At 65.6% G+C, this 14,078-nt stretch carries 11 protein-coding genes; 7 read left to right on the forward strand and 4 right to left on the reverse strand.

Annotated features, from left to right (window positions below):
• A partial coding sequence (locus OKW52_RS22130) for an AMP-binding protein (RefSeq protein ID WP_264507760.1) occupies positions 1–1,058 on the forward strand: 1,058 nt, incomplete at its 5' end.
• 419 nt (positions 1,059–1,477) lie between these two features.
• Here the strand turns inward: OKW52_RS22130 and OKW52_RS22135 are convergent.
• From OKW52_RS22135 to OKW52_RS22145, 3 genes are read right to left on the reverse strand one after another with little or no spacing between them, the layout of a single operon-like run.
• Positions 1,478–2,185, reverse strand: coding sequence for a GntR family transcriptional regulator (locus tag OKW52_RS22135; RefSeq protein ID WP_264507761.1), 708 nt, complete (start codon positions 2,183–2,185; stop codon positions 1,478–1,480).
• Positions 2,186–2,192: 7 nt separating this feature from the next.
• Positions 2,193–3,557 carry a glutamine synthetase family protein gene (locus tag OKW52_RS22140; RefSeq protein ID WP_264507762.1) on the reverse strand — a complete coding sequence of 455 codons (1,365 nt, stop codon included), beginning with the start codon at positions 3,555–3,557 and terminating at the stop codon, positions 2,193–2,195.
• 59 nt (positions 3,558–3,616) lie between these two features.
• Positions 3,617–4,375, reverse strand: coding sequence for an SDR family NAD(P)-dependent oxidoreductase (locus OKW52_RS22145; protein ID WP_264507763.1), 759 nt, complete (start codon positions 4,373–4,375; stop codon positions 3,617–3,619).
• A gap of 182 nt (positions 4,376–4,557) precedes the next feature.
• Here OKW52_RS22145 and OKW52_RS22150 point away from each other — a divergent pair, with 182 nt between their 5' ends.
• From OKW52_RS22150 to OKW52_RS22160, 3 genes are read left to right on the forward strand one after another with little or no spacing between them, the layout of a single operon-like run.
• Positions 4,558–5,490 carry a 3-hydroxyacyl-CoA dehydrogenase NAD-binding domain-containing protein gene (locus OKW52_RS22150; RefSeq protein ID WP_264507764.1) on the forward strand — a complete coding sequence of 311 codons (933 nt, stop codon included), beginning with the start codon at positions 4,558–4,560 and terminating at the stop codon, positions 5,488–5,490.
• A complete protein-coding gene (locus OKW52_RS22155; RefSeq protein ID WP_264507765.1) occupies positions 5,483–6,166 on the forward strand; it encodes an aspartate/glutamate racemase family protein in 684 nt (227 codons plus the stop codon). The genes OKW52_RS22150 and OKW52_RS22155 overlap by 8 nt, the downstream gene beginning before the upstream one ends.
• A 12-nt stretch (positions 6,167–6,178) precedes the next feature.
• Complete coding sequence (locus OKW52_RS22160; RefSeq protein ID WP_264507766.1) at positions 6,179–7,561, forward strand: aminotransferase; 1,383 nt, start codon at positions 6,179–6,181, stop codon at positions 7,559–7,561.
• A gap of 100 nt (positions 7,562–7,661) precedes the next feature.
• Here the strand turns inward: OKW52_RS22160 and OKW52_RS22165 are convergent, their stop codons facing one another.
• A complete protein-coding gene (locus tag OKW52_RS22165; RefSeq protein ID WP_264507767.1) occupies positions 7,662–8,252 on the reverse strand; it encodes a TetR/AcrR family transcriptional regulator in 591 nt (196 codons plus the stop codon).
• A 102-nt stretch (positions 8,253–8,354) separates the two neighbouring features.
• Here OKW52_RS22165 and OKW52_RS22170 point away from each other — a divergent pair, with 102 nt between their 5' ends.
• The 3 genes from OKW52_RS22170 to OKW52_RS22180 are packed head-to-tail and all read left to right on the forward strand — an operon-like array spanning position 8,355 to position 13,995.
• On the forward strand, positions 8,355–9,518 hold the full coding sequence (locus OKW52_RS22170) for an efflux RND transporter periplasmic adaptor subunit (protein WP_264507768.1): 1,164 nt from the start codon (positions 8,355–8,357) through the stop codon (positions 9,516–9,518).
• Between the two features lie 5 nt (positions 9,519–9,523).
• Positions 9,524–12,625 carry an efflux RND transporter permease subunit gene (locus OKW52_RS22175; protein WP_264507769.1) on the forward strand — a complete coding sequence of 1,034 codons (3,102 nt, stop codon included), beginning with the start codon at positions 9,524–9,526 and terminating at the stop codon, positions 12,623–12,625.
• On the forward strand, positions 12,622–13,995 hold the full coding sequence (locus tag OKW52_RS22180; protein ID WP_264507770.1) for an efflux transporter outer membrane subunit: 1,374 nt from the start codon (positions 12,622–12,624) through the stop codon (positions 13,993–13,995). Before OKW52_RS22175 ends, OKW52_RS22180 begins: the two co-directional genes overlap by 4 nt.
• The last annotated feature ends 83 nt before the right edge of the window (positions 13,996–14,078 follow it).

Raw genomic sequence — 14,078 nt, forward strand, 5'->3', positions numbered from 1 at the left:
CCGGCGGCACGACCGGCAAGGCGCGTGCGGCGATCCTGACGCATCGCAACCTCTCCGCCGCGACGCTGATTTATTCCGAATGGTTCCGCAGCGAGGCGCACGCCGGCCCGGGCCAGTCGGTCCTGACCTATTCGCCGCTGTTCCACATTCTGGGGCTGACGACGAACCTGCTGCGCCGGGTGGCCGAGGGTGGGTTGGTCTACCTGCGTCAACGCTTTGATGCAGCCGAGGCGGTGGACCTGATCGAGCGCCACCGCATTGGCGCGTTCGGCGGGGTGCCGACGACGTGGATCGCTGTCACGCAGTTGCCGGACATTGACCGGCGCGATCTGACCAGTCTGTCCTATGCCGGGTCCGGCGGCGCGCCGCTGCCGGTCGAGGTAGAGCGCCGCGTGCGCCAGTTGACCGGGCTCGCGCTGCGCGGCGGCTGGGGCATGACCGAGACCGCCCCGTCGGGCACCAATATTCCGGTGCAGATGCCCGAGGGCAAAGCGGGCACCATCGGCATCCCCTTGCCGGGGGTCGAGGTGCAGATTGTCGCGCTGGACGATCCGCGCCGGGTGCTGGGCGCTGGTGAGACCGGCGAATTGCGCGTGCGCGGCCCCAACGTGACGGCCGGATATCACAACTGCCCCGACGAAACGCGCGAGGCTTTCGTGGATGGCTGGTTGCTGACCGGGGATGTGGGTCACCGCGACGCCGACGGCTTCTTCTTTCTGACCGATCGCAAGAAAGAGCTGATCGTGTCTTCGGGGTTCAACATCTATCCGCTGACGCTTGAGAATGCGATCCACGAACACCCTGATGTCGCCGATGTCGCGGTGATCGGCATTCCGCACCCCTATCGCGGCGAGGCGGCCAAGGCGTTCGTAGTCCTGCGGCCCGGCGCGCAGCCGCTGTCGCTGCCGGTGTTGCTCGCGTTTCTGAACGGGCGGCTGGGGCGGCATGAAATGCCCGCCGAACTGGAACTGCGCGCGGCATTGCCGCGCACGGCGGTTGGCAAGACATCGCGCCGCGACCTACGCGACGAGGAGATCGCCCGCCGCGCTGCCGTTTAAGGCGCGCTGCTGCCCTGCCGGGGCGGTGACGCTGCGCGCTTTCTCAACCGGCAGTGCCTCGGGCGGGCTATTGTCGGCACCAAGACGGCTTGCTGCCGGAATGGCTGGGGTATGCGGATTGTCGCGGCACGCTTCTTTATCTGCAATTCTGCTGGCAATACCTGCGTGGCGGTCGTGCGCAAGAAGGGGAACAGGCCGTCGAACCGGATGGTCAGCAGGCTGGCAAGGCAGGCGGTTGGCGCGGGCATCCGGCGTCGGCTCTTCGGCGGCGCTCGGGATAGTCTGGTCCAGCGCCGCCACGGCCCGCTAGCCACCGCGCATGCAGGGAACCAAGCGGCGCTGGTTCGAAGCTCGGGACAAGACACCAGGCAGGGCATCGACCCTCCGCCGGGCGGCAATGCCGAATGCGGCGTCAAGTCTCACGGAGCGGGGTCTGCGCCCTCTTCAAACGAGCCGCTTTCCATCAGGAAGGCAAACCCCTCGCGGATATCGCGGGCCAACAGATCGGCGGCGGCCTCGCCGTCGTTGTCTTCCAGACGTTTGACAATCTCGTCGTGGTAATCCAGCGCCAGAATGCCGCGCAGGTCGTTGTCGAACTGGCCGCCGAACTGGCGCAGAAAGGGGCCGACCTGTAGCCAGAGCGTCTCGATCAGGAACAGCAGCGACGGCGATCCGCAGGCCGCATAGATGCCGAATTTGAAATCGTGGTTGGCGCGCAGATAGGCGTCGATGTCCTGATCCTCGGCCGCGGCGGTGAGTGCGACAGCGATCTGGCGCAGGCGCAGCAGATGCGCGCGGGTCATGCCTGCAACGGCCAGCCGCGTCGCCGCAGGCTCGCACACCAGCCGTGTCGCCATCAGATCGGCAAAGCGGTCACGGGTCATCGCTGGCAGGATCATCGAGCCATTCGCCAGCTGATCCAGCGCCCGCAATGCCTGCAACCGCAACAGCGCCGAGCGCACGGGCATGTCACTGGTGCCCAGCTCGCGCGCCAACTTGCGGGACGTCAGCTTGCGGCCCGGTTCGATCTGACCTGCCATCAACGCCAGCCGCAGCCGCTCGTAGACCTGCTCGTGCAGCGGTTGGGTCTCGATCGGGTGCAGACCAAGGGGCGGTTGCGGTGTCACCGGGGCCTCACAGGGTTGTGCCGTAGAGCTGCCATTCCAGATCGGTGACACTGACCGCCAGCGCGTCGTGTTCGCCGCGCTTGAGCGCGGCGAAGAGCGCGTGCAGGGGTGCGCCAAGGAGGGATTTCATGCTGTCCGAAGCCTCGAACGCGTCAATCGCGTCCAGCCAGCTGCGCGGCATTGGGGGATAGGCCGCTGCGCCCCCGGCACCCTCGATGCCCGGGGTGGTGCCCGCGTCGATCCCGTCCAGCGCCGCCCCCAACGTGATCGCGGCGACCAGATAGGGGTTGGCATCGACCCCTGCCACCCGGTGCTCGAAGTGGCGGGACTTGGCGCTGCCCGCCGGAATGCGCAGGGCAACGTTGCGATCTTCATTTCCCCATGTATTCGCGGCAGGCGAATACACCGTCCCGGCAAAGCGCCGCCAGCTGTTGAGCACAGGCGCCAGCACCAGCATCGACACGGCCATGCTGGCGCGGATGCCGCCAATGGCGTGCAGCATCAGCGGTGACAGCGTCCCTTCGGACGGGTCCGCGAACAGGTTCACCCCGGCGGCATCGGTCAGCGACAGGTGCAGATGCATTCCCGAGCCCGAACTGCGCGAGAACGGCTTGGCCATGAAGCACGCCTCCATGCCAAAGCGCCGCGCGCTGGCGCGCAGCAGGCGTTTGGCACGCACGATATCATCCGTTGCCTGCGCCAGGTCGCGGTAGCGCAGGGTCAGTTCGAACTGCCCGGCGGCGTATTCCGAGATCAGACTTTCCATCGGCAGACCCAGCGCCGCTGCCCCTGCATAAACGGCGTCAAAGAACGGCGCCATCTCGTCCAGCTCATCGACCGACATGCAGTTGGTATGCGACAACCGCCGACCGGTCATCGGCGCGCGCGCGGGCTGTGGGCGACCCGCGCCGTCACGGTCCTTGTCGAGCAGGTAGAATTCCAGCTCCAGCGCGCCCATCGGGGTGAAACCCATGCCCTGCGCCCGGTCGATCTGCGCCAGCAGCGCGGCACGCGGGTCAAGCGGGCAGGGCGCACCATCGGCGCCTTCCATCTGCAACAGAACGACGCCGCGCCCGGTGGCCTGATGAAAGCCCAGCGTCTGCGGCACCGGCCAGCACCGGCTGTCCCCGCCGCCGTCCTGAATCAGCGCAATTGCCGCTTCGATATCATCGCCCGACACGTCCTGTGCGAACAGCGAGGCAGGCATGCCGCGGCCCGCTGTGAACAGGCTTTCCAGCTCATGTCGGCGAATGATCTTGCCCCGGCCCACACCGTGCAGATCGCTGAGCACGATATCGATGGCCTGCACATCGGGATAGGCGGCCAGAAAGTCGGTCGCTTCGGACAGCGGTGCGCGGAGGCGGTGGGTCATGATCGGCACTCTGTTGGTCATTGGTGTGGGGGATGGCCTGCAGGGCCAGTGCAAAGGCCTTATCCGGCGGTCATGCCGCCGTCGACCGGGATCAGCGTGCCGGTCATGTAGCCTGCTGCCTCGGACAGCAGAAACGCCACAACCCGTGCGACATCTTGCGGCGTGCCGACCCGTCCCATGGGAACCTGAGCGCCGTAGCTGGCAAGCCTGGCGGCTCTGTCGTCGCCTGTCAGCCCGGCGGCGATCATTGGCGTGTCGGTATCGCCCGGGCACACGGCGTTGATGCGAATGCCCTCGCTGGCGTGATCCAGCGCCATGCAGCGCGTCAACTGGGCGACCGCCGCCTTGGACACCGCATAGGCCACGGCCCCACGCGCCCCGGTCAGCGCCCAGTCCGATGCAATCGTCACAATCGAACCGCCGCTCCGGCGCAGGGCGGGCAGGGCGGCGCGTGACAGGCGAAAGACAGCACCGAGGTTCACATCCATCATCTGATCCCAGTCCGCATCCGAGGTTTCCTCGGCCGTGCCATGGCACAGCAGCCCCGCATTGTTGATCAGCGCATCGACGCGGCCAAAGGTTTCGACAGCGTCCCGCACAATCGCCTCGGACGCGCTGCGATCCGACAGATCCGCGCGCAGAAACCGGGCGGGCGTACCGTTGGCGGCCAAGCGGGCCGTGAGCGCCGCGCCTTGCGCCTGCCGCCGTCCGACCAAAAACAGCGCATAACCTTGCGCGGCCAATTCCTCGGCAATCGCTTCGCCGATGCCCGAGGTGGCACCCGTCACAATTGCGCAGCGCTTGGTTTCAGGGGGCATGGGGCGCTCGTCACTTGGTTGAACCCGTCTCTAGAATTTGCGATCGCAAAAGTCAATCTTGGCAGTTTTGTCGCTTTGTCTTTGCCTCTATCGCCTATGTCAAAACGAAAATATCGGCGGAGTGACCCACTTGCGCCGCGTCTTCGCCGGTGTAAACTGCGATCACAAGTTTAAGGTGGCGCATGGATGAACTCCCCTCAACGCCGAAGATCGCAATCCTCGGCGCTGGCCTGATCGGTGCGGCTTGGGCGGCGCTGTTCGTGCATCACGGTGCCGAGGTGCGGGTGTGGGATCCGGTGGACGGGGCGCTGTCCGGGCTGTCAGCCCGCATGGCAGTGCCGCGCGCGCAACTGGCCGAGGTTGCGCCTGAGGCCGGGCCTCGGGGCAGTGTGATCTTGTGTGATACGCTGGAGCAAGCTGTCGCGGGGGCGGACCTGATTCAGGAAAACGCGCCCGAATCCCTGTCGCTGAAGCACGCACTTTATGCGCAGGTTGAGGCGCTGATGGCCGATGACGCAGTGCTGGCGTCGTCGACCTCGGCACTCACATGGTCCGATCTCAGTCCCGGGCTGCGCGATCCTGCGCGCCTGATCACTGCCCATCCGTTCAACCCGCCGCATCTGGTGCCGCTGGTCGAGATCTACGGCATCGATCCCGCCCGGCTTGCACGGGCCGAGGCGCTCTATCGCCGCGCGGATCGAGTGCCGGTGCGGCTGAAAAAGGACGCGACCGGGCACATCGCCAACCGGCTCGCCTCGGCCCTATGGCGTGAAGCGGTGTTCATGGTTCAGGACGGCATCGCCGATGTCGAGGCGATCGACGCCGCGCTTGTCAACGGACCGGGGCTGCGCTGGTCGGTTCTGGGCGCGCATATGGCCTATCATCTGGGCGGCGGCGCGGGCGGTATGGCCGGGTATCTGGCGCATCTCGGCCCCAGTCAGGAACGCCGCTGGGCGGCACTGGGCACGCCGACGCTCAGCGCCGCGGTGCAGGCCGAGCTGGTCGCGGGAGTTGAGCGTGAAGCGGTGGGGCGGAGCATCGCTGCGCTGGAAACTGCCCGTGACAACGCGCTGATCGCCGCGTTGCGCGCGCGCAAGGAAGCGCCTCATGTCTGACCTCAAGGCCTCGCGCATCGCCCTGATCCACGCGCTGGAGGACTCTGTTGCGCCCATTCGTGCGGCTTTTGCCCGGCATTGGCCCGAGGCCAAGACCGCCGACCTGCTCGATGCGTCGCTCTCGGTGGATCTTGCCGCAGCCGGTTCACTGGACGCCGCGATGATCCAGCGGTTCCTGACCCTTGGTCGCTATGCCGCACGCGGCAGCGGGACGCATGACACCCAAGCGATTCTGTTCACCTGCTCGGCTTTCGGTCCGGCCATCGAGGCCGTCAAAGCCGACCAAAACCTGCCCGTGATGCGCCCGAATGAAGCAGCTTTTGCCGAAGCGCTGGCGATTGGTCCGCGTATTGCGTTGGTGGTAACCTTTGCGCCTTCGCTGCCAGCACTCACGCAAGAGCTGCAGCACATGGCGGCCGCGCAGGGACTGACCATAAAGATCACGCCGGTGCTCGCCCATGGTGCGCTCGATGCGCTCAAAGCGGGCGACGGCGACGGTCATGACGCTGCGGTGCTTGATGCCTGTGCGAAGATCGGGCCGCAGGACGTTGTTCTTTTGGGACAATTCAGTCTTGCGCGCGCCGCGATGCGCCTGCGCCCGCAACTGACCTGTCCCGTCATCACCACACCTGACAGCGCGGTTCTGGCCCTGCGCCGTCTTCTCGCTCTCTCCTGAAAGGCATTCCCTATGACCGAACTGTCCAACATGTCGCTGACCCAGATGGATCAGGCGAGCCTGTTCCATCCCGTCACGTCGATTCACGATATCGAGGTTAACGGCCCGCAGATCTATACCTCGGCGCAGGGCGTCGAGGTGACGCGTGACACCGGGCAGACCTTGCTCGATATGGGCGCGGGGCTGTGGTGCGTGAATGTCGGCTATGGCCGCCCCGAGCTGGTGCAGGCCGGGGCCGAGGCGATGCAGAAGCTCAGCTTCCAGCATTTCTTTGGCGGCGCCTCGGCCGAACCGACGATCCGGCTGGCTGACCGGCTGCTGGGCCTGTTCCGCGATACTGTGCCGGGCTCGGACATGGCGCGGGTGTTCTTTGGCAACTCGGGGTCAGATGCCAATGACACCGCGATGAAATTGGTGATCTATTACAACAACCTGCGCGGCAAACCTGCCAAGAAGAAGATCATCGCGCGGCAGGGTGCCTATCACGGACTCACGCTGGCCTCGGGCAGCCTGACCGGGATCGAAGGCTATCACACCGCCTTCGATCTGCCGATCAAAGGCGTGCTGCACACCAGCTGCCCGCATCATTTTGCCTTCGCGCAGCCGGGAGAAAGCGAAGCGGCGTTCACCGACCGCCTGATCGTCGAGCTGGAAGAGATGATCGCGCGGGAAGGCGCCGATACCATCGCGGCCTTCATCGCCGAGCCGGTGATGGGCACCGGCGGCGTGCTGCTGCCGCCCGAGGGATACTTCGCTCGCGTCCAGCAAGTGCTTGACCGGCATGACATTTTGCTGATCGCGGATGAGGTTATCACCGGTTTCGGGCGCACCGGACAATGGTTCGGCTGTGGCACCTATGGGCTGCGCCCTGATATCGTCTCGCTCGCCAAAGGGCTGACCAGCGCCTATTTCCCGATGTCGGCCTCGATCATCTCGAACCGCATGTGGGAGGTGTTCGCGGGTGCGTCCGAAGAGCGCGGCGCGATCATGCACGGCTTCACCTATTCCGGCCACCCGGTCGGCGCGGCGGTGGCGCTGGCCAATCTCGACGTGATCGAGCGTGAGGGCATGGTGGAAAACGCCGCCCGTCTGGCCCCGGTGCTGCTGGAGTCGTTGCGCGAGGCGACGCAAGGCAACCCGCATGTCGGCGATGTGCGCGGCGTCGGGCTGATGGCGGGCGTTGAGTTCGCGGGCTTCCGCGCAGGGGGCACGCCGCACAAGATCGTCGCGAAACACGCCATGCAGCACGGCGTTCTGACCCGTGGCCTGCCGTATCGCCCGGTGACGTCGTTCTCGCCGCCGCTGTGTGTGACCGAAGCCGAGATCGTCGAGGCCGGCAAGCGCTACGCCCGCGCGCTGGCAGCGGCGATGCCCGAACTGGACGCGCTGCGCTGACGCGCGGCGGGACAGAACCGTAAACGCCGCAAAGGCGACCGATGCTTCAGCGGCGCGCTGCGCTCTGCACCGCTGAAGCCAACGCTATCGTGCCGGTGCGCTAGCCAAAGGCTGTCGCAACCGCGCGCAACTGGTCAATGAAGATCTCCATGGCGCCGTCGATGGTCATGTCCTTGTCGGTGGACCACGCCCCGATCACCGCGCTGAAACCCAACATGATGACGCGGGCGATCAAATCGGCGGTGACGGGATCAATCGCTTGGTTCCGTTCGATGATCGCCGACGAGAGTTGACGAATCAAAGCGGTGGAGCAGTCCATGAAGGCCCTTGCCAATTCAGGGACTTTATCGGCCAGCCGGAATATGATCTCGATCGTCGATTTTTCAGGGCTGCGGTCGGACATATGGTCCTTCAGCAGCTGCGCCGCATCGTCCAGCAGCGTGCCCTTGCCTGTCGCAAAATGAGCAATGGCATCGTCGGGGAACAGGATCTCGGGCCCGACAGCAGCGGCCAACTTGTTGGGATAATAGTTAAAAAAGGTGCGCACGCTGAGTCCGGCCTCGGTCGCGATCAGTTCGGCGGTGACGTGCTCATACCCGATGGATTCGACCAGTCGCAGCGTCGCCCGCTGGATCTCTTCCGCCGTCTGGTTGCGACGACGCTCGCGGAGACTGAGCGTGCATTTTTTCATCTGTCAGCCATCTGGTTGTACGAATCTCACCTTTTTGCATTGACTGCAAGTTATGCATGTGATGCACGACATGCAAGCAAGACTATCTTACAGGAGTCGCGGATGAAGTGCGGGAAAAGGTCAAGATCTGCCACGATGGTGGCGGCGGTGTTCATGGTCATGGCCGGGCCCGTGCTGGCGCAGACGCCGCCGCCGCAGAACGTCGGCGTGATTGAACTGCAGCCGCAGCCCGTGGCGCGCGTTCTGGACGTGCCCGGCCGGGCTGTCGCCTCGGAAGAAGTGGCGATTCGCCCGCGGGTTGGCGGGATCATCAGCGAGATCCTGTATCGACCGGGCACGCCGATCGACGCCGGCACGCCCATGTTCCGCATCGATCCGCTGGTGCAACAGGCGGCAGTGACGCAGGCGCAGTCCAATGTCGTGTCGGCCGAGGCTGTCGTACGTCAGGCGCGGACTTCGTTCGAGCGGGCCGAAAGGCTGGTCGGCTCGGGCGCGACGCAGGCCGAGGTGGACAACCTGCGCGCCACGCTGGATCAGGCCGAAGCCGCGCTTGCCGGGGCGCAATCGCGCTTTCAGATGTCCGAACTGGAACTGAGCTGGACCACCGTTTCCAGCCCGATCTCCGGCATCGCCAGTCTGGCCAGCGTCACGGTTGGTGATCTGGTCGCGGCCAATCAGCAAGCCGCACTGGCGACGGTGACGCGGCTTGACCCGATCGAGGTGGATCTGCTGGAGCCAGCGGTCCGGTTGCAGCGCGTCGTTGAAGAATCGCGCACCGGGCAGCTTCGTCAGGCAGACGAGCTGACCGCAACCCTGACGCTGGAAAGCGGACGCCAATACGAGGCGCGCGGCGAACTGGTCGCGCCCGGCACCAGCGTGTCGATGTCCACCGGCGCCATCGAGATGCGCTTTCGCTTTGAAAACCCCGAAGGCCTGATCATTCCGGGCATGTTCCTGCGCGGTCGGATCGTCTTTGGCGAAAGCGATGTGTTTTTGGTGCCCCAAACCGCCGCGCGGCGCGATCAGACCGGTGCCATTACCGTCATGGTGGTCGAAGACGGCCATGTTGTGCAACGCGCCCTGACCGCGACCGGCTCGCAGGACCATCACTGGATCGTGCCTGAGGGGCTGGAGCCCGGCACGCTGCTTATCGTCGACGCGCTGTCCCGGATTGCCCCGGGGATGGAGGTCGTGCCGGTTCCTGCCACGGTTGGCGAGGACGGGGTTGTCCGACCGACACCCCAAGAAGCGCCGAGCGGGAACTAACAGTCATGGCACAGTTTTTCATTCATCGCCCGGTGTTTGCCTGGGTTCTGGCGCTTGTCACCATGCTGGCAGGCGGTCTTGGCCTGTCCACGCTGCCCACCGCGCAATATCCCGAGATCGCACCGACCACCGTGCGGATCTCGGGCAGTTATCCGGGGGCTTCGGCGGAGATCGTCGAAGCCTCGGTCACCACGGTGATCGAGGATGGCATGACCGGCCTTGACGGTCTGCAATACATGACCGCCAGTTCATCCCCGAGCCGCGCCTCGGTGACGCTGACCTTTGACGATTCCGTCAATCCCGACATCGCGCAGGTTCAGGTTCAGAACCAGTTGCAACTGGTCAGCCAGCAGCTGCCCGATGTGGTGCAGCAGAACGGTGTCTCGGTGTCGCGCTCGACCTCGTCCATTCTGATGGTGGTGTCGCTCACCTCGCCGGACGGGCGCTACACCGCGCATGAGCTGAGCGATTTCTCTGCCCGTCTGGTCGAGGATCGCATCCTGCGCACCGATGGCGTCGGCTCGATCCAGAGCTTTGCGGCGAATTACGCGATGCGGATCTGGCTGGACCCGATGCGCATGGCGCAGTTTCAGGTCACGCCCTCTGACGTGACCGCTGCCGTGGCGGAACAGAACACCAACGTCGTCGTCGGCACGCTGGGGGCTGCGCCTGCAACCTATGGCCAGCAGATCACCATCCCGGTTTCGGCGCAGTCGCAGTTGTCGACGGTTGAAGAGTTCGAGCGGATTCTGCTGCGCGTCGCCACCGATGGCTCGGCGGTGTTTCTGGGCGATGTGGCCCGCATCGAGATCGGGCAGGAAAGCTACGAGTTCGAGTCCCGCTATAACGGCTATCCGTCCACCGGTTTTGCCGTCAATCTGGCGACAGGGGCCAACGCGGTCGCCGTCGCCGAGGCCGTACGCGGCACGATGTCCCAACTGGAGGCGGCGCTGCCCGATGGGGTTGAGGTGGTCTATCCCTTTGACACCTCACCCTTTGTCGCCGAGTCGATCCATCAGGTCTATGTGACGCTCGGCGAAGCCGTGGTGCTGGTGTTTATCGTCATCCTGATCTTCCTGCAAAGCTGGCGGGCGACGATCATTCCGGTGCTGGCGATCCCCGTGGTTCTGTTAGGCACCTTCGGCGTGCTGGCGGTCGCGGGCTATTCGATCAACACCCTGACCATGTTCGCAATGGTGCTGGCCATCGGGTTGCTCGTCGATGACGCCATCGTCGTGGTCGAAAACGTCGAACGCGTCATGCACGAGGATAACCTCGGTCCGGTCGAAGCCACCGAGAAGAGCATGCGCGAGATTTCCTCGGCGCTGGTCGGCATCGTGCTGGTTCTGTCGGCGGTCTTTGTGCCGATGGCCTTCATGGGCGGCTCTACCGGGGTGATCTACCGGCAGTTCTCGGTCACGATCATCACCGCGATGGTCTTGTCGCTGGGCGTCGCGCTGATCCTGACGCCCGCGATGTGCGCCAGCCTGCTGCGCCCCTCGCATCGCAAGATTGCACCGGCGCGCTGGTTCAACACCGGCATGGACAAGCTGACCAACGGCTTTGGCGGGTCGGTTGGCTGGCTGGTGCGCAGGCCCTTGCGGATCGTGCTGATGCTGGGCGCGGTGTGCTACGGCGTCTTTATTCTGTTTCAGGATCTGCCGGGCTCGTTCCTGCCGCCTGAGGATCAGGGCGTGCTGATGGTGATGATCGAAACCCCGACGGGTTCGACCATCCAGCAGACGCGCACGCTGGTCGAGCAGGTCGAAACCTACATGCTGGAAAACGAAAGCGAGAGCGTCGAGGCGGTGTTCTCGGTGATCGGCTTTGGCTTCTCGGGCATGGGGCAGAGCTATGCGATGACCTTCGTTCGCCTGCGCGACTATGCGGATCGTGAAGGCCTTTCGCTGAACGACCTGACCCAGCGCGCCAATGGTTACTTCTACATGACCAACCGTGCGGGCACGGTCTACGTGCTGCAGCCGCCGGCGATTCCGTCGCTGGGTGTGTCGTCGGGCTTCAACATGTATCTGGTCGACCAGAGCGGGCAGGGTCAGGAGGCGCTGAGCGCCGCTGTCGGCCAACTGATGGCGCAAGCGCAGACCGATGGTCGTGTGACCGGTGTGCGCGGCTCGTCCGCGCCGCCGCAAACCGCGCTGCGGCTGGACATCGACCAGCAGCGCGCGGCGGCCTATGGCCTGTCCCTGCGCGAGATCAACGCGATGCTGGCGGTGATCTTCTCAGGCGCCAACGTCAACGATTTCGCCTTGGGCAACGACCTGCGCCCGGTGATCGTGCAAGGCGACCCCGAGGCCCGCTCGCAACCCGACGACATCAGCCGCTGGTTCGCCCGCAACAGCAGCGGCGAGATGGTCTCGTTTGGCGCGTTCTCGTCGCCGTCGTGGCAGCAGCAGGCGCAAAGCCTGTCCCGCTTTGACGGCACCCGCGCGCTGGAACTCAGCGGCTCGGCGACGCCGGGCCTGTCTTCGGGCGATGCGATGCTGGCGATGGAAGAGATGGTTGCCGGGCTTGAAGGCAATTTCGGCGTCGCCTGGACCGGGCTGTCGTTCCAGGAACGGCTGTCGGGCAATCAGGCCCCGATCCTGTTCGCGCTGTCGGCGCTGGTGGTGTTCCTGTCGCTGGCCGCGCTCTATGAAAGCTGGTCGGTGCCCATCGCGGTGCTGATGACCGTGCCGATCGGTATTCTGGGTGCCATCGCGGCGGCGATGTATTTCGGGCAGTCGAATGACGTCTATCTCAAGGTGGGCTTGCTCACGACAATCGGCCTTGCGTCTCGAAACGCGATCCTGATTGTCGAATTCGCGCAGGCACAGCTGCATCAGGGGGCCAGCCTGTGGGATGCGGCCGTTACCGCCGCGCGTCTGCGCCTGCGTCCGATCCTGATGACTACCTTCGCCTTCGCTCTCGGCGTTCTGCCGCTGGCGCTGGCTACCGGGGCAGGGGCAGGGGCGCAGAACTCCATCGGCATCGGGGTTCTGGGCGGTATCGCCACGTCGGCGCTGTTCGGTATCTTCGTGATCCCGGTGTTCTACGTGGCTGTGGTCGGCGTGGCCCGCAAGGTCAGCCGGAAAGGAAGCAACGCATGATCCGCGTTTCTCATCGCAGCGCCCGCGCGCTGGGTCTGGTGTCGCTGTTGGCGCTGAGCGCCTGCGCGGCTGTCGGGCCGGACCCGTTCGCCGCGCCGCAGATCGCCTTGCCGACCAGCTTTGACGGTCAGGCGGGGGTGACGACACGGGCTACTGTGGCCCCGGCGTTCTGGGCAGAGTACCGCGATCCGATGCTGTCGGCACTGCTGTCGCGCGGGTTGGGTCAGAGCCTGTCGATCCTCGCCGCGAACGAGCGTATCCGTGCGGCAGAGGCCGGGGTTCGCGGCGCGGCACCCTTGAGCGGACAGCTGGGCGGCGAGACGACGGTGGCACGCGAACGGGTCGGGGCCGAGGGTACGCCCTCGGCGGCGGCCAACCGTTCGTCGCTGAATGCCGGGTTCGTGCTGGACATCTTTGGCGGCGCGCTGCGGGTCCGACAGGGGGCCGAGGCCGATCTGCACGCCGCCGAAGCCCGCGCCGAGGTGACGCGGCAGGCCTATGTCGCCGAGGTGATCGCAGCCTACAGCAGCGCACGGGTAGCACAGGAATCGCTGGCTTTGACCCGCGCTACGGTCGCTTCCCGCGAGCGCACGGTCGACATAACCCGCTCGCGCATCAACGCCGGCACCGCGACCCAGTTCGAGCTGGCGCAGGTGCAGGCATTGCTGGAGCTGACGCGCTCTGAGCTGCCGACGTTGGCGGCGCGTTTTGATGCGCAGGTCTATCAGCTGTCGGTTCTGCTGAACGAACCCGCCGACGGCTTGATGCGCCAAATGCAGCGCGGTGCGCCGCAGTTGCGGACACCGGCCACCCCCGGGACTGGCGTTCCGGCGGATCTGCTGCGCGCGCGCCCCGATATCCGCGCCGCCGAGCAAGACATGACCGCCGCTGTCGCGCGGGTGGGTGTGGCGACGGCGGATCTGTTGCCCTCGGTCAGTTTGATCGGGCGGGTCAGCGATGTCGGTGCCAGCAATGCCTGGGGCTTTGGCCCGCAGGTGTCGCTGCCGATCTTCAATCAGGGCGGCTTGCGCGCCGCCCGTGATCGCCGGATTTCCGAGGCCCGTCAGGCCGAGATCGCCTGGCGGGCGTCGGTCACGGCAGCGGTTGGCGGGGTACAGACCGCGCAGTCCAACTTGCGGCGCTATCGCCAGCAGGTCGCGACGCTGAACGCCGCGCTGTCGGCGTATGACCGGGCGTATGATCTGGCGATGCAAAGCTACGAAGGCGGGGCCTTGCCCTTGCCTGACCTGCTGGAGGTCGACCGCGCACGGGCAAGCACCCGTCTGACGCTTGCCAACGCCCGCCACGCCAGCGCGCTGGAATGGGCCGCGCTGCAGATCGCCACCGGCGCCGGCGCTCAGCAACCCTGAGCACCGGTTCGGCGTGCCGTCAAATCCGATAAGCGATGTTATGTAATAAAATCGGCCGCGCATTCCCGTTGGAGCGCGGCCGA

Origin of the sequence: Pararhodobacter zhoushanensis, from assembly GCF_025949695.1 — a bacterium.
GTDB classification, from domain to species: domain Bacteria; phylum Pseudomonadota; class Alphaproteobacteria; order Rhodobacterales; family Rhodobacteraceae; genus Pararhodobacter; species Pararhodobacter zhoushanensis_A.

Coding starts and splice junctions, on each gene's coding strand:
- OKW52_RS22175 (WP_264507769.1), top strand. CDS start 9,524: ATGGCACAGTTTTTCATTCATCGCCCGGTGTTTGCCTGGGTTCTGGCG.
- OKW52_RS22145 (WP_264507763.1), bottom strand. CDS start 4,375: ATGCCCCCTGAAACCAAGCGCTGCGCAATTGTGACGGGTGCCACCTCG.
- OKW52_RS22160 (WP_264507766.1), top strand. CDS start 6,179: ATGACCGAACTGTCCAACATGTCGCTGACCCAGATGGATCAGGCGAGC.
- OKW52_RS22150 (WP_264507764.1), top strand. CDS start 4,558: ATGGATGAACTCCCCTCAACGCCGAAGATCGCAATCCTCGGCGCTGGC.
- OKW52_RS22140 (WP_264507762.1), bottom strand. CDS start 3,557: ATGACCCACCGCCTCCGCGCACCGCTGTCCGAAGCGACCGACTTTCTG.
- OKW52_RS22165 (WP_264507767.1), bottom strand. CDS start 8,252: ATGAAAAAATGCACGCTCAGTCTCCGCGAGCGTCGTCGCAACCAGACG.
- OKW52_RS22170 (WP_264507768.1), top strand. CDS start 8,355: ATGAAGTGCGGGAAAAGGTCAAGATCTGCCACGATGGTGGCGGCGGTG.
- OKW52_RS22155 (WP_264507765.1), top strand. CDS start 5,483: ATGTCTGACCTCAAGGCCTCGCGCATCGCCCTGATCCACGCGCTGGAG.
- OKW52_RS22180 (WP_264507770.1), top strand. CDS start 12,622: ATGATCCGCGTTTCTCATCGCAGCGCCCGCGCGCTGGGTCTGGTGTCG.